Origin of the sequence: Gilliamella sp. BG1, from assembly GCF_046635625.1 — a bacterium.
GTDB lineage: Bacteria > Pseudomonadota > Gammaproteobacteria > Enterobacterales > Orbaceae > Gilliamella > Gilliamella bombi.
The window spans coordinates 86,872-110,889 of record NZ_JBIDFG010000007.1; the positions used below are offsets into that span (position 1 = coordinate 86,872).

The following is a 24,018-nucleotide window of genomic DNA, read 5'->3' on the forward strand; positions in this document are numbered from 1 at the left end:
CGTTCAATGAATCTCTTAGAGAGATTTTGCCTTCTCAATCGCTTCATCAATTGAACCAACCATATAGAATGCTTGTTCAGGAATATGGTCATAATCACCATTCATGATTCCTTTAAATGCACTGATCGTATCTTTTAAAGGTACATATTTTCCTGGTGAACCAGTAAATACTTCTGCAACAAAGAATGGTTGAGATAAGAAGCGCTGAATTTTACGTGCACGAGCAACGATCAATTTATCATCTTCAGATAACTCATCCATACCAAGAATAGCAATAATATCTTTTAATTCTTGATAACGTTGTAGAATTGACTGAACACCACGGGCACAATCATAGTGCTCTTGACCAACAACTAAAGGATCTAATTGACGACTAGTTGAATCTAATGGATCCACTGCCGGATAGATACCTAAAGAAGCAATTTGTCGACTTAATACGATTGTCGCATCTAAGTGAGCAAAGGTTGTTGCTGGTGATGGGTCAGTCAAGTCATCTGCTGGCACATACACCGCTTGGATTGAAGTAATCGAACCGGTCTTAGTTGAAGTAATACGTTCTTGTAGTAACCCCATTTCTTCAGCTAATGTTGGTTGATAACCTACTGCCGATGGCATACGACCTAATAACGCAGATACTTCAGTACCAGCTAATGTATAGCGATAAATATTATCGATGAATAATAAAACATCTTTACCTTCGTCACGGAATTTTTCAGCCATAGTTAAACCAGTTAACGCAACACGTAAACGGTTTCCTGGTGGCTCATTCATTTGACCGTAAACTAATGATACTTTATCAAGTACGTTTGATTCTTTCATTTCGTGGTAAAAGTCATTACCTTCACGAGTACGTTCTCCCACACCAGTAAACACTGAGTATCCTGAGTGTTCAATAGCGATATTACGGATCAACTCCATCATGTTAACGGTTTTACCTACACCAGCACCACCAAACAGACCAACTTTACCACCTTTAGCAAATGGACAAATTAAGTCGATAACTTTAATACCTGTTTCAAGTAGTTCGGTTGAGTTTGCAAGTTCTTCATAGGTTGGGGCTGCACGGTGAATCGCCCAACGTTCTTCTTCTCCAATAGGACCTGCTTTATCAACAGGATCACCAAGTACGTTCATAATACGACCTAGTGTTTTTGTACCAACAGGTACTTCAATGCCGTGACCAGTGTTTACTACGTCAAGTCCACGTCTTAAACCATCAGATGAACCCATTGCGATACAACATACAACGCCACCACCTAATTGTTGCTGAACTTCCAGAACTAATTTTTCAGTGCCTGTTTCCACTTCTAATGCATCATATACCTTTGGTACTGCATCTTCTGGGAATTCGACATCAACCACCGCACCGATGATCTGGACAATCTTTCCAGTAGCCATTTTTAATCCTCTACGTCTTTTTCTTAACTATAAGCCAATATTTAGCACTAACCTGAAACAGCGGCTGCACCGGATACAATATCAATTAATTCATTAGTAATAGCACCTTGACGTGCCTTGTTATACACAATTTGTAACTCATTAATTAGGTTTGCACCGTTATCCGTTGCCGCTTTCATGGCCACCATTCTTGCTGCTTGTTCACTCGCTAAATTATCAACCACTGCTTGATAGACTTGTGATTCAATATAGCGACGTAAAATCACGTCTAATAGTGATTTAGCATCAGGCTCATAAATATAATCCCATGATGAAGCTTTGAGTTTTTTATCTTCTGATGGTGGTAAAGGTAATAATTGCTGAATTGTCGGCTTTTGTGACATCGTATTAATAAATTTGTTTGTGACAATATATAATCTATCAATTTTACCGTTGTCATATGCCTCAAGCATTGTTTTTACCGGCCCAATTAAATCGGATAAATTTGGTTCATCGCCCAAATTAGTAGCTTGAGTTAAGATGTTCGCTTTCACTGACGAGAAAAACGAAACACCACGCGAACCAATTAAAGCAACATCAGCTTCAACACCTTTTTCCTGCCATGCTGACATATCAGCAATGACAGTTTTAAAAAGATTGATATTTAAACCACCACATAAACCACGATCGGTTGAAATGATAAGATAGCCAACTCGCTTTACATCTCTTTCTTCTAAATAAGGATGTTTGGCGCCTATCTGAGCTAACGCTAAATGTCCAATTACTTCACGAATCATTTCGGCATATGGTCGACTAGCAGCCATTCTATCTTGCGTTTTACGCATTTTAGAATTGGCAACCATTTCCATCGCTTTAGTGATTTTTTGCGTACTTTGGATACTGGCAATTTTTGTTCTAATCTCTTTTGCATTAGCCATTTTTTACCTCACCCTTACCATGTTTGAGTTGATTTAAAGCTTTCAAGTAATTCTTTTAGCTTAGTTTCAATCTCATCATTGTAATTACCTGTTTCATCAATTGATTTAACAAAATCGGCATATTGACTATGGGCATAAGCAAGTAGTGCTGTTTCAAATGGTAATACTTTAGCTAATTCTACATCTTCAAGATAACCACGTTCAGCGGCGTAAAGTACTATTGATTGTTCAGCAACAGTCATTGGCGAGTATTGCTTTTGTTTTAACAATTCTGTTACTTTTTCACCGTGACTTAATTGGTTTCTTGTTGCTTCATCTAAGTCTGATGCAAATTGAGAGAACGCAGCTAATTCACGATACTGTGCAAGCGCAGTACGAATACCACCTGATAATTTTTTCATTATCTTAGTTTGTGCGGCACCACCCACACGTGAAACCGAAATACCAGGGTTAACCGCAGGGCGGATACCTGAGTTAAATAGGCTAGTTTCAAGGAAAATCTGACCATCAGTAATCGAAATTACGTTAGTTGGTACGAATGCTGAAACGTCACCAGCCTGAGTTTCAATAATTGGTAATGCTGTTAATGAGCCTGTTTTTCCTTTTACTTCGCCTTTGGTGTACTCTTCAACATAGGCTTCGTTGACTCGCGCTGCGCGTTCAAGTAAGCGAGAATGAAGATAAAATACATCACCAGGATAAGCTTCACGTCCAGGCGGACGACGAAGTAATAACGAAATTTGACGATAAGCAACAGCTTGTTTAGATAAATCATCATAAACAATTAATGCATCTTGCCCACGATCGCGGAAGTATTCTCCCATTGCACAACCAGCATATGGCGCTAAGTATTGTAACGCAGCTGATTCAGACGCTGATGCCACAACCACAATTGTGTTTTTAAGTGCACCATGCTCTTCAAGTTTACGTACAACATTGGCAATAGTTGATTGTTTTTGACCAATGGCAACATAAATACATTTTACACCTGAGTCGCGTTGGTTGATGATTGCATCGACAGCAAGTGCTGTTTTACCTGTTTGACGGTCACCGATGATAAGTTCACGTTGACCACGTCCAATTGGAATCATTGAGTCAACGGCTTTATAACCAGTTTGTAATGCTTGGTCAACGGATTTACGATCGATAACACCAGGTGCAACTACTTCTACTGGTGAAAAACCGTCATGTTGAAGTGAGCCTTTACCATCAATTGGTTCACCTAGTGTGTTAATAACGCGACCTAATAAACCTTCACCAACTGGTACTTGTAAAATACGTCCAGTACATTGTACTTTCATACCTTCAGACAAGTCTTCGTATGGTCCCATGACTACCGCACCAACGGAGTCTCTTTCAAGGTTTAATGCCATTGCATATCGGCCGCCTGGTAATGCAATCATTTCGCCTTGCATTACATCAGTTAATCCGTGGATTCGAAGGATACCATCACTTACAGATATGATAGTTCCTTCATTGTGAGCATCACTCACAATATTGAACTGAGCTATCCGCTCTTTAATTAGTTCACTTATTTCAGTTGAATTTAGCTGCATTGTCAGTCCCCTTAAGACTGTAGAGCGTTATTTAAACGATTTAAACGCCCTCTGATACTACTATCAATAACCATATCGCCCGTACGAATAATAAAACCAGAAATGAGCGATTTATCTATATGACATTTTAGTTTTACTTTTCGTGATAAACGTTTTTCGACAGCGACAGAAATTTTATTAAGTTGCTCATTAGTTAGTTCACTAGCAGAAATTACATCAACATCTGCTTGCAATTCTCTATCTAAACAATATTGTTCAAACAAGGTTAACACTTCAGGAAGAAGTGATAATCGTTTGTTTTCAGCCATAATCTTAATAAAATTAGTACCAAACTCATCTAACACATCTTTACAAATGTTGATGAGTAAATTAGCCACCGAATCAGTTTTCATATCAGATGTTAATACACTTCTTATTTGAGTATCTTTACTCACTTCAGATGTTAGCACTAACATTTTATGCCATGATTCGATGCTGTTATTTTCTATCGCAAATTCGAAAGCGGCTTTAGCATAAGGGCGAGCAATCGTAATTAAGTCAGCCATTGCTCTATTCTCCTTATAGTTCAGCTACGAGTTTATCAATGATGTCGCTATTTGCGGCTTCATTAACAGAACGTTCAATAATTTTTTCTGCACCAGCAATAGCGAGTGTAGCGACTTGTTGTTTAAGCTCTTCTCTTGCTCGTTTGCGTTCAGCTTCTACTTCGGCAAGTCCTTGAGCAACAATTCGTTCTTTTTCGCGAGAAGCTTCTTGCTTTGCTTCTTCAAGAATGATTGCTTTGCGTTTATTCGCTTGCTCAATAATTGCATTAGCCTCAACCTTAGCCTGTTGCATTATGTCAGATGTATTTGCTTTGGCTAATTCCAAATCTTTTTTTGCTGTTTCTGCTGAAGCAAGTCCTTCGGCTATCTCTTTTTGACGCTTTTCAATCGCGCCAATAACAGGGGGCCAAACAAACTTCATACAGAACCAAACAAACAATACAAATGTAATTGCTTGGCCGAGGAGAGTTGCGTTCATATTCATGACACGATTCCTCTTAAATTTTTATTAACCTGCAACAGCAAAAATAACGTAAAGCGCAATACCTACACAGATCATTGGGATTGCATCAACTAGACCCATAACGATAAAGAATTGAGTACGTAACATAGGCATTAATTCTGGTTGACGAGCAGCACCTTCTAAAAATTTACCGCCTAATAAACCTATACCAACTGCACCACCAATTGCAGCTAATCCCATCATAATGCCTGCGGCTACAAATAACATTTCCATTATATACTCCAGTTTATTAACAAAAAAATATTAAAATTAATGATCTTCTGTTGCCGACGCCATAGCTAAATAGACGATCGTCAACACCATAAAAATAAAAGCTTGTAACGTAATTATTAAAATATGAAAAATGGCCCATGGTAACGATAATACCCACTGTGACCACCAAGGTAATAATGCAGCAATTAGGATGAAGATAAGTTCACCTGCATACATATTTCCGAAAAGTCGAAGCCCTAAAGAAACAGGTTTTGCTAATAGGCTAACTAATTCAAGTACTAAATTAATAGGTGCAAACGCCCAGTGATTAAATGGATGCAAGGTATATTCTTTAACAAATCCTGAAATCCCTTTGTACTTGATCGAGTAAATGATGATAAGTGCAAACACACCTAAGGACATCGACATAGTAATGCTTACATCTGCGGTTGGTACAACTCTCAAGTGTGACAGACCTAGGTACTGACCTGCATAAGGTAGAAAATCAACAGGGATAAGATCCATTAAATTCATCAAGAAAACCCAAATAAACACAGTTAATGCTAACGGCGCAATGAGTTTATTTTGACCAGTAAACATGTCCTTAACAGTATTATTGACAAATTCGAAGATCATTTCTATTGCACATTGCAGTTTACTTGGGACACCACTGGTGGCTTTTCTTGCTACACGATGGAATATCCACAAAAAAATAACACCAAGTAAGATCGAAAAGAACAATGAGTCAAGATTTAAGGTCCAAAAACCAGAACCTACTTGCAAGTTCTCAAGATGATGCTTGATATAAGCTTGTGGTGAAGCTGGAGAGGAAACCGACATATAACCCTCTTAACCTATTTTTAAAAAATAAAAAATATTGCTCATGTTTTCAGTTGAAAGATATAAGCAATTGCTGTAATAATCTGAAGTTACTATTTTAAACCTAATTGCCTATAACAAGTCAACCTTTGATTAACAAAATTAAAATTTTAGACACTTTTTACTAATTTTACGTAAATGCTCGCAACTTCTTTTACTATTCTAACTTCAATATAGCTCAATTAATGGCTTAATTAATGGGCATAATTGGGGGTATTTTTAGGCTTTAACTGCTGTAGCGATAGTTTCTGCCAACTTTTGCACTTCGTTTTCATTGCTTCCTTCTACCATAACACGAATTAGCGGTTCGGTTCCTGATTTACGGATCAAAACTCGACCATTATGACCAAGCTGTTTTTCTGCATGTTTAATTGCCGCTTTTACTTCATCACTATTTAAGGGGTCGTTTTCACCTGAAAACCGAACATTAATTAATACTTGTGGTAACATTGTCATACCACTGCACAAGTCAGCTAATGACATATCATTACGAATCATTGCGGCTAATACTTGTAAACCTGCAATAATACCATCACCAGTGGTGGTTTTATCTAACAATAAAACATGTCCCGAATTTTCGGCACCTAAGCGCCAATTTTTTTCGATTAGTTTTTCAAGTACATAACGATCACCAACTTTAGCACGAGCAAATGGGATACCGAGATTTTTAAGGGCAATTTCAAGCCCCATATTGCTCATTAATGTACCGACAACGCCACCTTTTAGTTGACCTTGTCTTAATGCTTCACGGGCAATGATATAGATAATTAAATCGCCGTCAATTTTTCGACCTTCGTGATCAACCATGATAATGCGGTCACCATCGCCATCTAAGGCAAAACCTAAATTGGCTTTTTCATCAATAACTCGTTTAGCAAGCGCTTTTATGTCAGTTGCGCCACAGTTTTCATTGATGTTAACACCATCTGGCTCACAACCAATTTTTATTACTTGTGCTCCTAGTTCTCGTAATACTTTTGGTGCTATGTGATAGGTGGCACCATTAGCGCAATCGACAACAATTTTTAATCCAGACAAACTTAAATCATGGTCAAATGTGCTTTTACAAAATTCAATATAACGCCCTGCAGCGTCGGTAATACGGCTAGCTCGACCAAGTTGTTTGGATTCAACGCAATCGATCTCTTTTTCAAGTTCGGCTTCAATTTCTAGTTCGATTGTATCATCAAGCTTTTTCCCTTCGGTTGAAAAGAATTTAATACCATTGTCATAAAAAGGATTGTGCGAGGCAGAAATGACAACGCCGGCATCAGCACGAAAAGTGCGGGTTAAATAGGCAATTGCCGGGGTTGGCATTGGTCCTGTAAACGCAGCGGCAACACCAGCAGAAGCAAATCCCGCTTCTAGTGCTGATTCAAGCATGTAGCCTGAAATGCGGGTATCTTTACCGATTAATACTTTTTTAACGCCATCTTTGGCTAGCACTCGCCCAGCAGCCCAGCCTAATTTAAGCGCAAAATCTGGTGTAATAGGATACTGGCCAACTTTACCGCGAATCCCATCTGTACCAAAGTATTTTCGATTAGACATGATATTCCCTCACACTAACATTTATTATTTCTAACAACTATCTTTTGATAAAAAGTATATTTTAATTTGTGAAAAACTTTCAGGAAAGTATACTTTTTAATATAAAACTACTCTCGATTGTCATTGGCAAATTTTAATAATCCTTGGCTCTCTTTAATAAAACGTTCGGCATAACTACCAAACCATTGCGTAACTTCGTTAAAACTTTTAATAAATTTAGTTTTGTCACGTTGTTCAATAAGTTCGACCATTTGCCCAAAGCGTTCATAGTAGCGTTTGATTAATTCAATATTATCATCTGACGCCATGATGATATCGGCATAAAGCTCAGGATCTTGAGCAAATAAGCGCCCAACCATCATCAATTCAAGGCGATAAATTGGCGAAGAAAGTGCGATCAATTGCTCTAAATCGGCCTGTTCTCGTTGCAAATTGACACCATATGAGAACGAAGTGAAATGGCGTAATGCTTGGATGAATGACATGCATTTGTCATGCTCTTTGGCATTAATCGCACATAAATTGGCTCCCCAAATACGCATTTGTTCTATTAGCCATTGGTATTTATCTGGATATCGCCCTTCACAATAAACAATAATTTGTTTGGCTAAATTTGGTACATCTGGACCAAACATTGGGTGTAAACCGACTACAGGCCCTTGATGTTTATCAAGCATTGCCTGGAGAGGCTTGGCTTTTATAGATGTAAAATCCGTTAAAATACAATCTTTGGGTAATGGTGGTAGTTGTTTAATGACTTCACAGGTTTTGTTAATAGGTACTGTCACGATAACAGCCACTGCATCAGTAACCACTTCGGCTGCTTGATGCATAGTTTTAGAACCTAATGTTTTAACCTGATAGCCAGATAGGGTAAATAAATGAGCAAACAATCGTCCCATTTGCCCATTACCACCAACAATCACTATTGATCCTTGACCACTATAGACTTTTTTAAAACCTTTATCATTTTCGCTAATATAAGACTCACGCATTAAACGACGTAAAATATCTTCTATTAAATTGGGGGATATACCTACTTTTTCAGCTTCATGTCGCCTTTTAGCTAACATATCCGCTTCACGATTGGGATCATAAATCGGAATGCCATGTTTGCTTTTTACTTCGCCAACTTCGGCAACTAATGCTAATCGCTTTGTAATTAAAGATAAAATGGATTTATCGACTTCATCGATTTTATCGCGCAAGGCAAGTAATTCCGTAGACATATTTAGTGATTCCCTTTATCACAAATGGTGGTTTTTATTGTAATAGCTTAACAGTATAACGTATTTTTGTTACGATGCGTATTTAGTTTATAACATGGAATTAAATATAATAAATTTATTATGAAAGTTATCTCGTTTAATATTAATAGCCTTCGCGCTCGAATTCATCAATTATCAGCAATTATTGAGACACACCAACCAGATATTATTGGTTTACAAGAAACTAAAGTTCATAACGATCAGTTTCCCATTGATGAATTAGCACAGTTTGGTTATCACTTACATTATCACGGACAAAAAGGGCATTATGGAGTAGCGTTGTTAACCAAGCAACAACCTTTGTCTGTGCAATGTGGCTTTCCAAACGATAGTGATGATGCTCAATGTCGTTTGATCATAATTGAGTTACCTACTAGTCAAGGTAATTTAACAATAATTAATGGTTATTTTCCTCAAGGTGAAAGTTTACATCATGAAATTAAATACCCTGCTAAACGTAAATTTTATAATGATTTAATACAGTATTTACAAGATCGTCAATTAAATAATCAACTAACTTTAGTCATGGGCGATATGAATATTTGCCCAACCGATTTAGATATAGGCATTTCCGAAGATAGCCGTAAACGATGGCTTCGTACAGGAAAATGTTCATTTTTACCGGAAGAACGAAAATGGATAAACAACTTAATGTCTCTCGGTTTTATTGATACTTACCGCAATGCTCACCCAACTGAACTTGAGTATTCTTGGTTTGATTATCGTACTAAAGGTTTTGAAACCCATAATGGATTAAGAATTGATTTAATATTAGCTAGTCAAAAAATGATGACTTATTGTAAACAAACGGGTATTGATTATGATATTCGTGCAATGATAAAACCATCTGATCATGCACCAATTTGGGCTCAATTTGATTTAGTATAAACCTTTATAGTTATAATATAGTTGTAATAAGGATAATAGCATGCAAAACAATTCAATTTTATCAGTGAAAGATCTTAATCAAATGGTTAAAGAATTGCTTTGTGATGCTATTGGCCAGATCTGGTTAATAGGTGAAATATCAAACTTTTCACGTCCATCATCAGGTCATTGGTATTTTTCGTTAAAAGACGATAGTGCACAAGTACGCTGTGCTATGTTTCGCAACAGCAATTTTCGTGCAGGTTTTATCCCACAAAATGGGCAACAAGTTTTAGTCAGGGCCACAGTAACACTATATGAGGCACGTGGCGAATACCAACTGGTTATTGATAAAATCCAAGCAGCAGGTACGGGATTATTACAGCAAAAGTTTGAGCAACTAAAACAAAAGCTGTCTGAGGAAGGTTTATTTGATTCTACCAATAAACAGCCATTACCAGAAAACATTCGCATAGTTGGAATTATCACTTCATCAACGGGTGCGGCATTGCATGATATTTGTCAGATATTAAAACGCCGAGATCCAAGTTTGCATTTAATTATTTACCCAACGCAAGTTCAGGGCAATGAAGCGGCAGGGCAAATCGCTAACATGATTCACATTGCCAACATTCGTCAAGAATGTGATATATTAATTGTTGGACGAGGTGGTGGCTCGCTTGAAGACTTATGGTCATTTAATGAAGAAGTGGTAGCCAGAGCTATTTTTGCTAGTCAAATACCTATTGTGAGTGCGGTTGGGCATGAGATTGATTTTACGATTGCCGATTTTGTGGCTGATGTTAGAGCGGCAACCCCATCTGCGGCAGCCGAGCTTGTTAGTCGAGACAGTTTACAACAAGTAAAGCGTTTACAAGTTCAACAGCAGCATTTATCCATGGCAATGGATTATTATTTAATGCAATGCCGAGAAAAGCTCAATAAATGGCGACACCAATTACAGACTCAACATCCACAAACAAAGCTAGAAAAACAATTAAATCAACTTTTAGCTTATCGCCATTCATTATCTGAAAATATTCAGCAATATTTGCTCAGACTATCAAATCGCCATAATTCACTCGATAAAAGACTATTACGAGTATCTCCACAAAATAATATTACCTATTTAGGGCAACTTACTTGGCAAAAACAGCAACAATTAATTAATTTAATTAAACAAAAGTTAATAAAATCACAACATCAATTTGTTTTACAAACCTCTCAACTTAACAACGTTAGTCCGCTAGCTACTCTCGAACGAGGTTATTCAGTTACCACCGACCAAAACAACACAGTGGTTCGTCGCTCTGAACAAGTCACTGTGGGTGACATTATCGTAACAAAGCTGAAAAAAGGTAAACTTGTTAGCCAAATTACAAAAATTAACGAATAAAATAATTATATTTAAAGATAATAGATAAACCTATTTTACTAATCTTTAGTATCATTTTTGCAATTCTGGTGATCGCTAGTATATAATCTAAACAATAGGAAATTATTATATTATTTAGAGAGTTTATGCATTATCCAATCGGTATTGATTTAGGCACTACAAACAGTTTAATTTGTGTTTGGCAAGATGGTAAAACTATCCTCATTCCTAACTCAATTGGTGAAGTTGTTACACCATCTGTAGTTAGTGTTGATGAAGACGATTCTATTTTAGTCGGACATGCGGCATTGTCTCGTTTAACCACTCATCCAAATCGCAGTGCAGCAGCATTTAAACGCTTTTTAGGTTCAAATAAAGTTTTCGAATTAGGTGACAAAAAATTTACGCCAACTGAACTTTCAGCCATAATTTTAAAATCATTGAAAGCAGATGCAGAGGCTTTTTTAAACCAAGAAGTTCGTGATGTTGTCATTTCTGTTCCTGCTTATTTTAATGATGAACAACGCAAGCAAACTCGCTTTGCTGCCGAGTTAGCTGGATTAAATGCTGTACGCTTAATCAATGAACCAACAGCAGCCGCTATGGCATACGGATTACATGAAGATCAATCGGGTAATACTTTAGTATTTGATTTAGGTGGTGGTACGTTTGATGTAACAGTGCTTGAATATTCAATGCCCATTATTGAAGTGCATGCTTCTGCTGGTGATAACTATTTAGGTGGTGAAGATTTTACCCAAGAGCTTGTTAAAGTTTGCTTAAGTGAATGGAATCTTAAACAACAAGATATTCCGACCGATGATTATGCTCGCCTGTTAGATTTAGCCGAACAACTAAAATGTAAATTAAATGTTGAAGAATCACATACTTTAACTTGGTTTTGGCAAGATAAGCAGTGGCAATTTACCTTAAACGAAAGCCGAGCTAAAACACTATGGTTACCACTACTTAATCGACTAAGAGCACCAATAGAACAAGCATTAAGTGATGCCCGATTAAAACCTAATCAACTTGAACATATCGTATTAGTCGGCGGTTCATCTCAATTAGGTGTGGTACGAGAACTGGTTACTAAATTATTTGGTAAATTACCCTATCGCCACATAAATCCGACAACGATCGTTGCACAAGGTGCCGCAGTTCAAGCAGCTTGTCGATTGCGAAATGCTGATGTTGAAGAAGTCATTCTTACTGATGTGTGCCCTTATACACTAGGGATTGAAAGTTGTTCAAATAATGTTAGTGGATTATTTTCACCCATTATTGAACGTAATACCATTGTACCAACTTCGAAAGTAAAAACATTTTACACAACGCACCCTCAGCAAAAAGCGATATGTATTTCGGTTTATCAAGGTGAAAATCCACGCGTTGAAAATAATGTTTTAATTGATGAGTTTGAAGTGCCTTTAACACCAATGGAAAGAACACAAGGAATTGATGTCCGCTTTAGTTATGATCTAAATGGCTTATTAGAAGTTGATGTGGTTTTGCTTGAAACTGGTAAGCAACATGGCAAAGTAATTGATCATAGTCCAATTGGATTAACAGACAAACAAAAACAAGACAGTCATGATCGCTTGAAAGCACTTAAAATTCACCCTCGCGACGAAATGCCGAATCGTACTTTATTAGCAAGGCTAGAACGTGCATGGGCACAATCATTGGGTGATGAACGACTATTAATTGGATCATATATCGAAGTTTTTATGGAAGTACTAAATAGACAAAATTCTGAAGAAATTAACGAAATTCGTTGTGAAATTGAGTTAAACTTAAAAGATCTTAATCGATAAAAGATCTAATTTTTAAAAATATCCTCTCCCCTTCCTTTAGCCAAGTATAGCCTAGATAAAAAAGGGGAGCTTACTTGTCGTTTACTTTTCTTTTTCCTTGGTAATTTCTTCTACTGGTGGTCCAAAACGATTGGTTTGTTTAATTCCTGGAAGCCTAAATGGCCAAAAAGTCCAAGGAATAACCAATATTGATATTAAAGAGTAGTAAAAGTAGTAAAAGAATAAAGGTTGTCCTTTATAACTGTCATTTAGGCGTCTCTTTATAGCAAAAATCGTGTTAGCTGCAATAATAAAACAACCAATCTTAGAAAAGATTGGACTATTTAGCTCAAAATAATTGCTAAGTATGGACATTAATCCTAAAAGTACAAAATTACAAAGTAATTGTGTAATCAAACCTTTTAGATTTGTTCGTCCATTCCAACGCCAAAACTGCCACCATTTATTTTTAGGTAATGCCTGTGAATTCAGTTTTTTTTGATTTTCGGCATTTTTTGCTATAAGTGATGCTGCACAAAGCCGTAAGACTAAATCATTGTCGCTGGTATTTTTGAACTCGTCTAGCATTGTAAGGTCGTCTTCATCACATATACCGTAAGAGTTAGATAAACGTTTAGCAATGGTCACTATTTCATCAACTAGTTCGGTGTAATTGTATTTTATTTTATCATCAGATGATAATGACTCCCAATTTTTTTGTAGAACTGTTGATACTTTTATTAACTCTTTATTATCGCCAGTAATATCTTGTAACATTGTATTTAATTTTGTTTTTTGATCGGGCTTATTAAATACTATGGTGTATAAAATCATCAAGTAGAGAGGGTTTTGTTTCGCTAATTTAGTTTGCCATACTTGTTCAAGTTTTTGCTCAATTTCTTTAAAATCAATGCTATCAGGTGTATCATCAATATACGATTCAATTGAATTTGGATAATTTATTAAAATGCAATCAATTAACTTACTATCATTGTTAATCAGATTATATAACTCTGTTTCATTTTGCCAGTTTCCTTGTTTAAAAATATTAATAAGAGGGGATAGCAAATTATCATCCGGTAGTTGAAATGTATTATTTTCAGTTTGAAGATATTTGGCCGTTGCAAAGGGTTGACTGGCAATTGATATAACTAATAAACAATTACGATACCATTGCCAATAGGCATTTTTATTACTTGAACAGATAGAAGCATCTGGAGGAGCTGGTAATTTGTAAGGTATTCGTATTGTAAGAAAAGCTACCCAATCATACATTTCCATATATGAATACTCTAAATTATTATAAAGGTGAAACATGGCAACATAAGGCAAATAATCAAGCCTATCTAGCCATAAACGACAATACAAACAATGATTATCTTCAGAATTAGGATCAAATTTAGCTGGAATAGGCGCATTTTCATCACTATCATATAGCCAAGCTTTAAACTCTTGTACGGGCGGTAGCTCTGATAACCATGTTAGGTTTTGTCGTGCTTGCCTTTGTAAATTTTGCAAAATAAATTGTTCAAATGGATCATCGCTGCGTTCATCAAGGATTTCTTGCAATAATCTTTCATTACCGTGGCGAAGCATGATGGCATGGCGATATAAGCGATACAATCGATTGGTACCGTCATCAAGTAACAGCATGGATAAAACTTGTCTATAATTCCAATTTACATTTAACGCCCAATCAATAAAATTGGCTATTTCAGGGGAATAATCACTAGCCTCAAGTTCCGCCAATCGTGAAACAGTTGTTGCTGTTAGCTGAGGTATTGCATTTAAATAATTTTCAGTGTTATCTATATCAATACAGTAAGAATTATTAAGGGCCATGATTAATAATGGGAAATAATCTTTATTATAATATTCGCACCAACCAGCTATCCAGCTGGCTGCTTTATCTTGATAATGACCAGAACTATAAAGATCTAGCCAAGATTGTAAGGACTCTTGCTTATTATCAAGTAGCGTATATTGAATAGCGGCAATATATTTCCATTCGATAATGATATTTTCATCTTGATCATTTTGGGAAATACATTTTAAAGCGTAATCCAAAATAGCTTGATTTTTTATATTAGCTATACAATGCCAATAGGAAAATTTAAGCATCAAATTTTTATCATCAGGAAGATAAATGACCGTATCTTGTGATAAGAATGCATAAATATCCTCAGATCTACGCTCCCAAAATAACCACCTAGTATAGTACATATAATCGATAGTTACATTTTGCAGTGTTTTACTTGTTGTCGGTAAATAGGTGTAATTGAACAAATCACCACGATCAATATGATTTAAATAATTATCATACTTTTCAAAATCATCGGTAAATTGAATCATTAGCAGTTGCCGCCAACGTAAACTATCGGCTAATAGTTTGACACATGACTCTGATATATTTTTTGATTCATAACTTATTTCTAACAATCGCCATTTTACAGAATCAATAACTACCATTGAGTAGTCATAAAACGAACCAATAAATTTTTGCCACTCGTTAACATTAAAACAGCGTCGAGGATCATCTAATAATGTTTGATAAGCCTCACAAATTTCATTGGCTTTAAGCTGTTCTTCTGTTAAAGATACTGATACTTCTTGTTGTTCTGATTCAGACTTAGGTTCATCGGCCATTGTTTCGGGCGATTGTGCATATTTTATTGCTGACTCATAGGCTTCGCGTAATGCTTTAAAACCATCGGGATCAGTTTCAGGATGAAATGAAGGTAATTGTGCTCGATATGCTTGACGAATAGCCGCTTGATCGGTTGTTTTTTCAATGCCTAACAGTTGCCAAATATTTTCATTCATGACCAATCATACTCCATTAGTGACTCAGGTTTTTCTAGTTCTTCAATATCTATATACCAAGATAAACGATTATGTGGGGCATCTTTATCTTCATGTAAATTTGCCATGGTATGAGCGCGTGATGCTCGAGTCAATTCGCAACGTAATGTTTCTAAGTCTTCTTTTCTATTGAGTGATATCCAATATTGATAGCCAACAAACCAGCCTGAAAAGTAATGGTGCCAGTTTCTATAATAATATTGACAACGGAGTCCTATTCGAGAAAGAACCCATAAGGCCTCTTGTTCGGTGATATATTTATTAGTGATACCATTTCGTAAGATATATCCCATTCGAGCATAATCCCAACTACGGATACCTGCAGTACCGCACACAGGAAAGGTTTGTTTGACAAAATCAAGCAAAACTTTTTGATAGTCATCTTGTTCTTGATAATGGTCACACCAATCAAATTCGGAAAGTCGAGAATACATCAAATAATATTTAGACAATGCTGAAGCGTGCCCATCATCAACCATGTCGAACACACAGTTAAGTAAATTTTCACGGGAATCAATCCCCCAACTCTCTTTCATATCAACAAAATCTCGATCTGGATAAAAAAATGGCGAAGTATAACTTGCTCCATTTTCTATGTTTATTACAACCATTGGTGCAGATAAACCATATAGCCAATCGACACAATCTTGATTCATATTTGTATTCCAATCATCTAATTTATTTTATTTATTATCAAAAGATAGCAGATTTTACACTAAAATAACAATTGAAATTCAAACAGAAATCTATGGTGTGGTTAAGTTTAATAAAATATAAATACTGCTATAAGCTAGCATAAATCATAAAATTATTTGCAAATCAATATCTACAAGGCATAATACAAACAATTTATTGAAATTTGATTATTACAGAGTAATAAATCATAAGGAGTTATAGTGAAAAAAGTTAGCTTAATAGTAATGTTAATTTCTTGCGCATTAACATTACAAGGCTGCGTTGCTGCCTTTATAGGAATTGGTGCAGGGGCTACGGCAAAAGTTGCAACCGATCCTCGTACTGCGGGTACTCAAGTTGATGATACAACACTTAGTTCACGCATGAGCATGAAAATAAAAAATAATGGACCATTTTTTATTGGTTCTCGTATTGTTACTAGTGCTTATGGTGGTAATATTCTGTTAACTGGACAAGCAAATAATGAACAAGTTGAAAAAGCTGAAAGTCTTGCTTACCAAGTTGAAGGGGTAAAAAAAGTCTATAATCAAATTCGTATTGGAGAGCCTGTTGGCGCAGGGACTATTACCAATGATACTTGGATAACGACTCAAGTTAAATCTCAGTTAGTTTTAGATGCCAAAACAAAAGCTCGCAAGATTAAAGTAGTAACTGAAAATAGCGAAGTTTTCTTAATTGGTATTGTTACATCAGAAGAAGGTAAAGCAGCAGCCGAAATTGCAAGTAAAGTCCGTGGTGTAAAAAAAGTTATCACACTATATACGTATACTGAAGATTAAATAGTGACTATATAAAAGACAGGGGCGAATTAGCCCCTTTTTTATACAACTGATTTAATACGCTCAATTAATTTAGTAAGCCCTTGCAAACGAGATTGGCTTAACTCATCAGAAATTTTCAATTGGCTTAATAAGGATTGAAAATCGAGCGTTGCAATTTCTTGCGCTGTTTTATTATTAGCAACAATAATTAAGATTGCCAATAATCCTTTCACTATTCGACCTTCACTATCACCACTAAAAACATAGGTATCATCTGTCTGTTTTTGATAAGTCAACCAAACTCGGTTTTCGCAGCCATTGACTTGATTTTGCGCTGTCTTTTGCTCTTCAGGAAAATCAGGCAATTGCTTTGCTAACATCACTAACTGTCGATAACGATCTTGCCAATTATGTTGCTTTGCGAATAATTCGGCTAAGCTTTGCTGTGATAGCATAATATTGACCTATTTACGATTAAATGTTTGTAAAAAAGTTTCAGGAAACTATACGTTTCAGTATAAAATCACACTAATATTTCAATTACATTTTGCAATACTGAAATAAATTTATCCACATCTTGCTGATTATTATATGGCATCAATGAAACACGAACCGCTCCGTGGCATCCTAATTTATTCATCAAAGGCTGGGCACAAAGCTCGCCAGTACGGATGGCAATATTTTGTTCACTTAACAAAATAGCAATATCATTATGATGAATATTATTGATATTAAAAGTGATTATCGGGCTATCATCCACACTATAAAATTGAATATCGGCAAATTGGTTTAGTTGTGATTTTGCGTAACAAGCTAGCTGTTTTGTGTAGTTTTCAGCTTGCTTATTATCCCAACTTTTTAACCACTCAAGTACGGCATTAAAACCAACAATACCGGCAATATTAGGCGTACCAGCTTCAAATTTATAAGGAAGATCTTCTTGAATAAAATCATCAAACGAAGCGCTTTTTAGCATTTTACCGCCACCATGCCAAACCGACATTAGCTCAAGTAATGCCTTTTTACCATATAAAACGCCAAGCCCCGTTGGACCATACAATTTATGGGTAGAAAAGGCATAAAAATCGATATCTAACTGGTTAACATTAATTGCATGATGAACAACACCTTGCGCACCATCCACCACTAAAACCGCATCATATTGATGAACAATGTTGCTTATTGTAGCTAAATCAGGGCAAAATCCAGTTACGTTTGACATTTGAGTCACTGCAACAATCTTGGTCTTAGCTGACATTAACGACGATAACTCATTAACATCCGACGACCACTTAACGACTTTAGCCCCCGTTTGCTTAGCCACAATCAACCAAGGTAACAAATTACTATGATGCTCTAATTCACTCACAATAATTTCATCGTTGGGTTGTAACAACGATCGAGCATAGCTTTGCGCAATTAAGTTAATTGACTCGGTTGCACCTCGTGTCCAGATAATTTCAGCACTACTATTAGCGTGAACCAAATCGGCAACATTTTGTCTTGCCTTATCAATTTTTGCAGTTACTTGCAAAGCATCTTGGTATAAACTACGTTTTGCAGTAGCAGTATTCTGGGCATAATACGCAAGTGTCGCATCAATCATTGCTAGCGGTTTAAGTGCTGTTGCTGCCGAATCAAGATATACGCTTTCACTATTAAGTGCAGGAAAACTTGCCCGAAACTGTTCAGGCAGAAAATGCTTATTGGGTAAGTTCAAGTCCGGCAATCCCATTCCAGTAACCATTACAATCTCGGTTATGTTCAATTTGCAGTGGATTTAATCCATCTTCGTTAGCTTTAAACTGCTTAATAATATCAAGTGTTTCAATACCAAGTGGTGAAATTCTAACGATATCAACCAATCCTTTCATCTCTTTTAGATTATTTCCCAAATTGTAACAATAACCGCTTTGAGTCTGAATGCCGTTTAACACAAATACTTTCTGTTGTTCTTGTGAAAACACCTCACGTCCAACAGGATACTTAATACAACAAGTTTCGCATTTATCTTTAGGCTTATCTTCCGATCTTGCGGTAAAACAGCGAGCTGAATAAGCTAAAGGTAAATAACCATAACTAAACACTTCAACTTCAAAATTTCGTGCGATATTTAAACTCTCAAACTGTTTAAGCACATTACTCAACCAATCACGAGAAAGCTCAACCGGCATACACCAGCGAACCATACCTTGTTTTTGTAATAATTTTAAAGTTAAAGCGTTATAACAGTTAATAGCCGGACCTGCAACAAAGGGTAATTTATGCTCATGCGCAACATTAATGGCAGCTAAATCGTTTGCTTCGACTAAAAACTCCCCATTATTAACCAATTGGCGTAAGTCATTTAATTCTGATGGTGCTTCAAGTAAAGCTAATGTAGAAAGCACTACCTGTTTACCGGATTTAGCGATCTCTTTTGCTAATTCAATCCAGTTTGGTACTTTCATTTCACGGCGCTTGGTACAAACCGTTTCGCCCATATAAATAATATCCGCTTGACTCTCTTTGGCGGCATAATAAAAAGCTTCTGTTTCAGTTTTAGGCCAATAATAAAGTACTGGTCCTAATGCGTATTTCATGGTTTTGCTCACTATATTTATGTTAGATCTTTCTCAATGATTTACGTTGATGCTGTTAGCACATTACCTATTGCTAATTCACACCTTATTGCCATTTACGGTGATAAGCGCCTAATGTTGTTTGTGTTCCTTCTGACACCGAACCTAGCGTATCGATCCAGCGTTGTTCGGCTTGGAAAGATTGCGGATTAGCCTTATAGCGATCGATAGCCTGTCTCCATACTTTTGTCACTTGCTCGACATAAGCTGGGCTACGCTGACGACCTTCTATTTTGACCGATGCGATATTAGCAGCAAACAGTTCAGGCAATAGCTCAATGGTATTTAAACTTGTTGGCTCCTCGATAGGATGATAAAGCTCCTGACCAACAAAATAGCGTCCTTTACATAGCGTTGGATAGCCTGCATTTTCGCCTTTTTTATGGCAATCAATTAACACATTATTCAGCCTTGATTCCAGTCCTTTTTCGGTCTCTTCCCAACGAACAAATTTGGCAGGTGAACAAGCGCCAACGGTATTAGGGGATTGGCCAGTTAAGTAAGATGACAAATAACATCGACCTTCCGCCATAATACACAAGCTACCAAAAGCAAACACCTCGAGTGGAACGGGGGACACTTGTGATAACTGTTTAACTTGATGCATTGAAAGTACGCGTGGCAAAACAATGCGATGTACCTGAAAATTATTATAGTAAAACTTAATCGACTCCTCATTGGTCGACGACGCTTGTACAGAAACATGACGCTCAAGATTAGGGTATTTTTCAGCCGCATAATCAAGCATAGCAAGATCGGCAATAATTAAAGCATCAGCACCAATATTAGCCGCAGTATCAACCGCATATTGCCAACGCTGAAAATTTTCTGGATGGGCAAAAGTATTAATAGCAATATGCAATTTTTTGCCGTGTTTGTGTACATAATCTGAAGCTTCAATCAATCGCTTTTCATTAAAATTTAAACCAGCAAAATGACGGGCATTGGTATCGTCTTTCAAACCAATATAAACAGCATCAGCGCCATTATCAATAGCCACTTTTAATGATGGTAAAGATCCCGCTGGACAAAGAAGTTCCATAATTATTCCTAACTCAATTTTTATAGTCTATACGCTCTGTATTATGCAATAATTCCGAGTGTAATGCGAATAGAAAGCGGTGGTTATGTTTAAAAAATGGGTAGTATACTATAACCACTGCCGAAAATATGATATGGGTAATTTAACTTTTATAAATAGCGGAAAAAATACGGTGGAGTAGAAAGTTCAGATATCAAACGCTTAAAAGAACTTGAGACCGAAAATAACAAACTTAAACAGATAATTGCCGAATTGAATTTAAAATCACAGCTTCAGGAAGAAATCATAAAAGAATGTATGCCCATCAAGGAACAAAAACATGGGCAAAAGAACTACAAGCCACTAAATCAATCCAATTGTCATGAGCTCTTAATATTATCAACCTAAGTTATTGGATGATTGGATGATTGGATGATTAATTTAGTATTAAACGATATAGCTGAAAAACATTTACGCTGTGGTTTCCTAATGAAAGTAAGTTTTCCCGACCGATCGGTTAAAAAGTTATCTATTTCAGCAATACAGCAAGCTTCTAAAAAATGTGCTATGTCCATCCAAAACAGGGAAAATGCATTGAGTCCATTTATTACAGAATTTGGTAACCATATAAACCGTCACCTTTAACAGGTAAATACACAAAATTTAGAATAGTATCTCAACATCCCCTGCTACAATAGTTATTGTGCAAAAAAGTATCCATTAATCATAGATACTTTTTTATGCTTGATAACACTCAACCCAGCGTAAGTACTGTAACCAAAAAGGATCGAACTCACATTCAATTTTAACTGATAATGTATTATATCGGTTTGTTATTTGTTTAACTAATTGGAGTACTGACTGTTTATTTCCTACATACCATAGCATATTTCTTACACCTTCACTAAAACTGTTTTGGCAATGAATTCCCCTCTCATCAGCACGTAAAGCAAGATTAATAGCATCTTCTAATTCATAAACAAGTGAAAGTGTCTCTTTACTATCAATATCAACTATAACATTAAGTGCATAACAATAATTTTCATGTCCTAACAAAGAATTAGCCGCTTCATTACGATGCACTAACATTTTAAGATCTGTTAATTCAAATACAATCCATTGATCTTCTTGAATATTAAATATACCGGTATGTTTTAAATCTTCTTTCCATAACCGATCAAAAATAGTTACAAATTGGTTAGCAGGAATTGTGGTAGCACTCTGATCTATCTTTAAAAACTCAACAGCTTCTACTCTAACAGCAAAATCATATTCACCTAATAGATGATCGAGATAGATTAATGCCATCGTTTCTGCCTGTTTTATCATCTCTTCAGGGACTGTCTTAGCAAACATAATACCGATAGATATTTTACGACGACTTTCTTTGTATTGAATTAATAAATCAGTTGCACCTAATGAAAAAGAACTCTCTTTAGATGTTATAACAAATGTATCTACATTATTAATGCGCTGACGAAATGCTTCTACTTCGAAAAACTGAAGATCAGGTGCTTGTCGGAAAATTTCTATTACATATTCGAAGCGTTCAATTTTTCCATCCGCAGTAAAAATAATTTTATGTTTCTTAGTATCCCCTACAGTAATTTCAGCAATGACATCTAACTGATTTTCATCTAATAGATTATTAATATTTTTCATTATATCTAAAATATCAAGTTCATTAAGAGATTGTTCAGAATTTTTTACTTGTTGCCAAAAATCTCGAATCATCGCACTTAAATAATCTTGTGTGCTTTGTTGCTCTTTTGGTGTGTTTTTAATATCAGGTGGTGATTTTTTCCAAAACTTTTTGAAAAACATATACATTATTCTCTTAACTCAATAAAAATCATACAAAAATAGCATTAATAATACACTATATTCATTTAAATTTTATAACTATTAATCATCTAATAAGATAATTAATTAAAATATTAATGATATAATATTCAGCAATATGATTATCAATATTAGACTAAATTGTTAAATCAATAGCATTATCTTGTTGTAATTTAGTGCTAACTTCAAATTATTTTGAAAATGTTCTAAAAAGATTCAAGATATAGATTTGCCAGTGTTTAGAATTATAGTGCATCACATCCTATCTACTACTTATTCAAGTATTTTATTTAGTTTCTTATTTTTAGTTACTTAATAAGCTGATTTTTTAAATCAGTGAGAGCATTGCTGTTTGTTAAAGCTCTAACTATTTTTTTGAAGAAATTTTTTGGCGAGGATGAGTTATAGCAAATTAAGCTTCTGGAGAATATTTTAACATATTGAAAGATTTTTATATTTGTCAGCTTATCCTCGCTTCGTTATCGGCGCATTCTAATGCCAATATTATGATAAAATAATCTTCCTTAAATATTTCTTTTGTATAAATAATCAGTTTGATTGAGGAATTTATTTTGCTTACTTTTTGCACCATACTTATTTTTTCACTTGCTAGCTTCTAATTTATTATTTTATTAAAATAAAATGATAACTTCATAATTCATTATACTATTCAAACTAAACAATGTTAAAAAAATACTTTTTATTATTCACTTTGTTATTTTGTATCCCAACCTGTTGGGCTGATGGTTTAACAAAAGAGCAGGCGGAAAATCTTGAACTTGCAGGGGTTAAGCTTGGAATAACCGAACTGGAACTGGTTGAATTACTCAAAAACAAATATCACCTTTCTGAAAATGACATAAAAATTAGTGAAATGAAAATGCGATTACCGCCATCAAAAATAGGAAAAAAATCGATAGTCGAAGGCACAATCAAAAGCTATGAAATAACTTTAAATGCCAACAATCAAGACGAAAAATTAACAATTAGACTTGAAGATGACTTAGAGCGTAACCCTACCAAATTAGTTGTGTTCAATGTTTATAAAAAAATAACATACACAGCAGAAATAGAGCAGAAAGTTTATAAAGAATTAACCCAAAAATATGGTAAAGAAGAATATAAAAACATAGTAGGGGATAAAATATGGAGCTATAAACCATACGCTTTACATCTATCCCGAGAAACTGACGGTAAGTTTTATGTCGCAATTTTAACCGAAAAATATCGCAACCAAAAAACAGGATCGCAGTAAAAACGAAATAGTTGCATAAACGGTTAATTTGGCTAAAAAACACCAAAAACTTTAATAAAGTTAATACCTGCATTAACTAATTTTTGCCTAAAA

Annotated in this window: 22 protein-coding genes; 6 read left to right on the plus strand and 16 right to left on the minus strand. The window is 35.6% G+C overall.

The genetic code is table 11. From position 1 onward, the window contains the following. Window positions 1-15 precede the first annotated feature (15 nt). The 9 genes from atpD to tyrA all read right to left on the minus strand — a co-directional run bounded on the left by atpD (window position 16) and on the right by tyrA (window position 8,790). Window positions 16-1,398 carry a F0F1 ATP synthase subunit beta gene (atpD, locus tag ACGH80_RS04895; protein ID WP_034911215.1) on the minus strand — a complete coding sequence of 461 codons (1,383 nt, stop codon included), beginning with the start codon at window positions 1,396-1,398 and terminating at the stop codon, window positions 16-18. A gap of 47 nt (window positions 1,399-1,445) precedes the next feature. Further along, a complete protein-coding gene (gene atpG, locus ACGH80_RS04900; RefSeq protein ID WP_065590589.1) occupies window positions 1,446-2,315 on the minus strand; it encodes a F0F1 ATP synthase subunit gamma in 870 nt (289 codons plus the stop codon). Window positions 2,316-2,329: 14 nt separating this feature from the next. After that, the gene (gene atpA / locus ACGH80_RS04905; protein ID WP_034911218.1) at window positions 2,330-3,871 is read right to left on the minus strand and encodes a F0F1 ATP synthase subunit alpha; all 1,542 of its coding nucleotides are present in this window, start codon (window positions 3,869-3,871) and stop codon (window positions 2,330-2,332) included. 11 nt (window positions 3,872-3,882) lie between these two features. Then, complete coding sequence (atpH, locus tag ACGH80_RS04910; RefSeq protein WP_065590588.1) at window positions 3,883-4,416, minus strand: F0F1 ATP synthase subunit delta; 534 nt, start codon at window positions 4,414-4,416, stop codon at window positions 3,883-3,885. Window positions 4,417-4,429: 13 nt separating this feature from the next. After that, window positions 4,430-4,900 (minus strand): F0F1 ATP synthase subunit B, encoded by a 471-nt coding sequence (atpF, locus tag ACGH80_RS04915; protein ID WP_034911222.1) that lies wholly within the window; start codon window positions 4,898-4,900, stop codon window positions 4,430-4,432. A 24-nt stretch (window positions 4,901-4,924) separates the two neighbouring features. Continuing rightward, entirely contained in the window at window positions 4,925-5,152 is a 228-nt protein-coding gene (gene atpE, locus ACGH80_RS04920; protein WP_411588181.1) for a FoF1 ATP synthase subunit c, read from the minus strand. A gap of 36 nt (window positions 5,153-5,188) precedes the next feature. Then, complete coding sequence (atpB, locus tag ACGH80_RS04925) at window positions 5,189-5,971, minus strand: F0F1 ATP synthase subunit A (protein WP_174799218.1); 783 nt, start codon at window positions 5,969-5,971, stop codon at window positions 5,189-5,191. A 258-nt stretch (window positions 5,972-6,229) separates the two neighbouring features. Then, window positions 6,230-7,561 carry a phosphoglucosamine mutase gene (gene glmM, locus ACGH80_RS04930; RefSeq protein WP_174799217.1) on the minus strand — a complete coding sequence of 444 codons (1,332 nt, stop codon included), beginning with the start codon at window positions 7,559-7,561 and terminating at the stop codon, window positions 6,230-6,232. A 107-nt stretch (window positions 7,562-7,668) separates the two neighbouring features. Further along, window positions 7,669-8,790, minus strand: coding sequence for a bifunctional chorismate mutase/prephenate dehydrogenase (tyrA, locus tag ACGH80_RS04935; RefSeq protein WP_034911232.1), 1,122 nt, complete (start codon window positions 8,788-8,790; stop codon window positions 7,669-7,671). A 120-nt stretch (window positions 8,791-8,910) separates the two neighbouring features. Here tyrA and xthA point away from each other — a divergent pair, with 120 nt between their 5' ends. The 3 genes from xthA to ACGH80_RS04950 all read left to right on the plus strand — a co-directional run bounded on the left by xthA (window position 8,911) and on the right by ACGH80_RS04950 (window position 12,888). Continuing rightward, window positions 8,911-9,717, plus strand: coding sequence for an exodeoxyribonuclease III (xthA, locus tag ACGH80_RS04940; protein ID WP_065590585.1), 807 nt, complete (start codon window positions 8,911-8,913; stop codon window positions 9,715-9,717). 40 nt (window positions 9,718-9,757) lie between these two features. Next, a complete protein-coding gene (xseA, locus tag ACGH80_RS04945; RefSeq protein ID WP_411630621.1) occupies window positions 9,758-11,092 on the plus strand; it encodes an exodeoxyribonuclease VII large subunit in 1,335 nt (444 codons plus the stop codon). Between the two features lie 125 nt (window positions 11,093-11,217). After that, window positions 11,218-12,888 (plus strand): Hsp70 family protein, encoded by a 1,671-nt coding sequence (locus ACGH80_RS04950; protein ID WP_411630622.1) that lies wholly within the window; start codon window positions 11,218-11,220, stop codon window positions 12,886-12,888. Window positions 12,889-12,969: 81 nt separating this feature from the next. Here the strand turns inward: ACGH80_RS04950 and ACGH80_RS04955 are convergent, their stop codons facing one another. Together ACGH80_RS04955 and ACGH80_RS04960 are read right to left on the minus strand one after the other, a co-directional pair. Continuing rightward, the gene (locus ACGH80_RS04955) at window positions 12,970-15,690 is read right to left on the minus strand and encodes a hypothetical protein (RefSeq protein ID WP_411630623.1); all 2,721 of its coding nucleotides are present in this window, start codon (window positions 15,688-15,690) and stop codon (window positions 12,970-12,972) included. Next, window positions 15,687-16,385, minus strand: a complete 699-nt coding sequence (locus ACGH80_RS04960) for a DUF1266 domain-containing protein (protein WP_411630624.1) — start codon at window positions 16,383-16,385, stop codon at window positions 15,687-15,689. The genes ACGH80_RS04955 and ACGH80_RS04960 overlap by 4 nt, the downstream gene beginning before the upstream one ends. A gap of 240 nt (window positions 16,386-16,625) precedes the next feature. Here ACGH80_RS04960 and dolP point away from each other — a divergent pair, with 240 nt between their 5' ends. After that, window positions 16,626-17,204 (plus strand): division/outer membrane stress-associated lipid-binding lipoprotein, encoded by a 579-nt coding sequence (gene dolP, locus ACGH80_RS04965; protein WP_141672755.1) that lies wholly within the window; start codon window positions 16,626-16,628, stop codon window positions 17,202-17,204. Window positions 17,205-17,245: 41 nt separating this feature from the next. On the opposite strand, the gene csdE is transcribed toward dolP, so the two are convergent. The 4 genes from csdE to ACGH80_RS04985 all read right to left on the minus strand — a co-directional run bounded on the left by csdE (window position 17,246) and on the right by ACGH80_RS04985 (window position 20,849). Continuing rightward, on the minus strand, window positions 17,246-17,641 hold the full coding sequence (gene csdE, locus ACGH80_RS04970) for a cysteine desulfurase sulfur acceptor subunit CsdE (RefSeq protein ID WP_174799211.1): 396 nt from the start codon (window positions 17,639-17,641) through the stop codon (window positions 17,246-17,248). Between the two features lie 68 nt (window positions 17,642-17,709). Further along, the gene (gene csdA, locus ACGH80_RS04975; protein ID WP_411630625.1) at window positions 17,710-18,921 is read right to left on the minus strand and encodes a cysteine desulfurase CsdA; all 1,212 of its coding nucleotides are present in this window, start codon (window positions 18,919-18,921) and stop codon (window positions 17,710-17,712) included. Beyond that, window positions 18,890-19,768, minus strand: a complete 879-nt coding sequence (locus ACGH80_RS04980) for a U32 family peptidase (RefSeq protein WP_034911249.1) — start codon at window positions 19,766-19,768, stop codon at window positions 18,890-18,892. The genes csdA and ACGH80_RS04980 overlap by 32 nt, the downstream gene beginning before the upstream one ends. 85 nt (window positions 19,769-19,853) lie before the next feature. Continuing rightward, window positions 19,854-20,849 (minus strand): peptidase U32 family protein, encoded by a 996-nt coding sequence (locus ACGH80_RS04985; protein ID WP_411630626.1) that lies wholly within the window; start codon window positions 20,847-20,849, stop codon window positions 19,854-19,856. A gap of 411 nt (window positions 20,850-21,260) precedes the next feature. On the opposite strand from ACGH80_RS04985, the gene ACGH80_RS04990 reads away from it, so the two are divergent. Further along, a complete protein-coding gene (locus ACGH80_RS04990) occupies window positions 21,261-21,473 on the plus strand; it encodes a hypothetical protein (RefSeq protein WP_085165586.1) in 213 nt (70 codons plus the stop codon). Window positions 21,474-21,566: 93 nt separating this feature from the next. Here the strand turns inward: ACGH80_RS04990 and ACGH80_RS04995 are convergent, their stop codons facing one another. Beyond that, complete coding sequence (locus ACGH80_RS04995; protein ID WP_174799208.1) at window positions 21,567-22,658, minus strand: DUF695 domain-containing protein; 1,092 nt, start codon at window positions 22,656-22,658, stop codon at window positions 21,567-21,569. A 694-nt stretch (window positions 22,659-23,352) separates the two neighbouring features. Between ACGH80_RS04995 and ACGH80_RS05000 the strand changes: the two genes are divergently transcribed. Continuing rightward, complete coding sequence (locus tag ACGH80_RS05000; protein ID WP_174799207.1) at window positions 23,353-23,925, plus strand: hypothetical protein; 573 nt, start codon at window positions 23,353-23,355, stop codon at window positions 23,923-23,925. The last annotated feature ends 93 nt before the right edge of the window (window positions 23,926-24,018 follow it).

What these genes read in the sequence shown, in the direction of transcription:
- atpD (WP_034911215.1), bottom strand. Translation starts at nt 1,398, where the DNA reads ATGGCTACTGGAAAGATTGTCCAGATCATCGGTGCGGTGGTTGATGTC.
- atpG (WP_065590589.1), bottom strand. Translation starts at nt 2,315, where the DNA reads ATGGCTAATGCAAAAGAGATTAGAACAAAAATTGCCAGTATCCAAAGT.
- atpA (WP_034911218.1), bottom strand. Translation starts at nt 3,871, where the DNA reads ATGCAGCTAAATTCAACTGAAATAAGTGAACTAATTAAAGAGCGGATA.
- atpH (WP_065590588.1), bottom strand. Translation starts at nt 4,416, where the DNA reads ATGGCTGACTTAATTACGATTGCTCGCCCTTATGCTAAAGCCGCTTTC.
- atpF (WP_034911222.1), bottom strand. Translation starts at nt 4,900, where the DNA reads ATGAATATGAACGCAACTCTCCTCGGCCAAGCAATTACATTTGTATTG.
- atpE (WP_411588181.1), bottom strand. Translation starts at nt 5,152, where the DNA reads ATGGAAATGTTATTTGTAGCCGCAGGCATTATGATGGGATTAGCTGCA.
- atpB (WP_174799218.1), bottom strand. Translation starts at nt 5,971, where the DNA reads ATGTCGGTTTCCTCTCCAGCTTCACCACAAGCTTATATCAAGCATCAT.
- glmM (WP_174799217.1), bottom strand. Translation starts at nt 7,561, where the DNA reads ATGTCTAATCGAAAATACTTTGGTACAGATGGGATTCGCGGTAAAGTT.
- tyrA (WP_034911232.1), bottom strand. Translation starts at nt 8,790, where the DNA reads ATGTCTACGGAATTACTTGCCTTGCGCGATAAAATCGATGAAGTCGAT.
- xthA (WP_065590585.1), top strand. Translation starts at nt 8,911, where the DNA reads ATGAAAGTTATCTCGTTTAATATTAATAGCCTTCGCGCTCGAATTCAT.
- xseA (WP_411630621.1), top strand. Translation starts at nt 9,758, where the DNA reads ATGCAAAACAATTCAATTTTATCAGTGAAAGATCTTAATCAAATGGTT.
- ACGH80_RS04950 (WP_411630622.1), top strand. Translation starts at nt 11,218, where the DNA reads ATGCATTATCCAATCGGTATTGATTTAGGCACTACAAACAGTTTAATT.
- ACGH80_RS04955 (WP_411630623.1), bottom strand. Translation starts at nt 15,690, where the DNA reads ATGAATGAAAATATTTGGCAACTGTTAGGCATTGAAAAAACAACCGAT.
- ACGH80_RS04960 (WP_411630624.1), bottom strand. Translation starts at nt 16,385, where the DNA reads ATGAATCAAGATTGTGTCGATTGGCTATATGGTTTATCTGCACCAATG.
- csdE (WP_174799211.1), bottom strand. Translation starts at nt 17,641, where the DNA reads ATGCTATCACAGCAAAGCTTAGCCGAATTATTCGCAAAGCAACATAAT.
- csdA (WP_411630625.1), bottom strand. Translation starts at nt 18,921, where the DNA reads ATGGGATTGCCGGACTTGAACTTACCCAATAAGCATTTTCTGCCTGAA.
- ACGH80_RS04980 (WP_034911249.1), bottom strand. Translation starts at nt 19,768, where the DNA reads ATGAAATACGCATTAGGACCAGTACTTTATTATTGGCCTAAAACTGAA.
- ACGH80_RS04985 (WP_411630626.1), bottom strand. Translation starts at nt 20,849, where the DNA reads ATGGAACTTCTTTGTCCAGCGGGATCTTTACCATCATTAAAAGTGGCT.
- ACGH80_RS04990 (WP_085165586.1), top strand. Translation starts at nt 21,261, where the DNA reads ATGATTAATTTAGTATTAAACGATATAGCTGAAAAACATTTACGCTGT.
- ACGH80_RS04995 (WP_174799208.1), bottom strand. Translation starts at nt 22,658, where the DNA reads ATGTATATGTTTTTCAAAAAGTTTTGGAAAAAATCACCACCTGATATT.
- ACGH80_RS05000 (WP_174799207.1), top strand. Translation starts at nt 23,353, where the DNA reads ATGTTAAAAAAATACTTTTTATTATTCACTTTGTTATTTTGTATCCCA.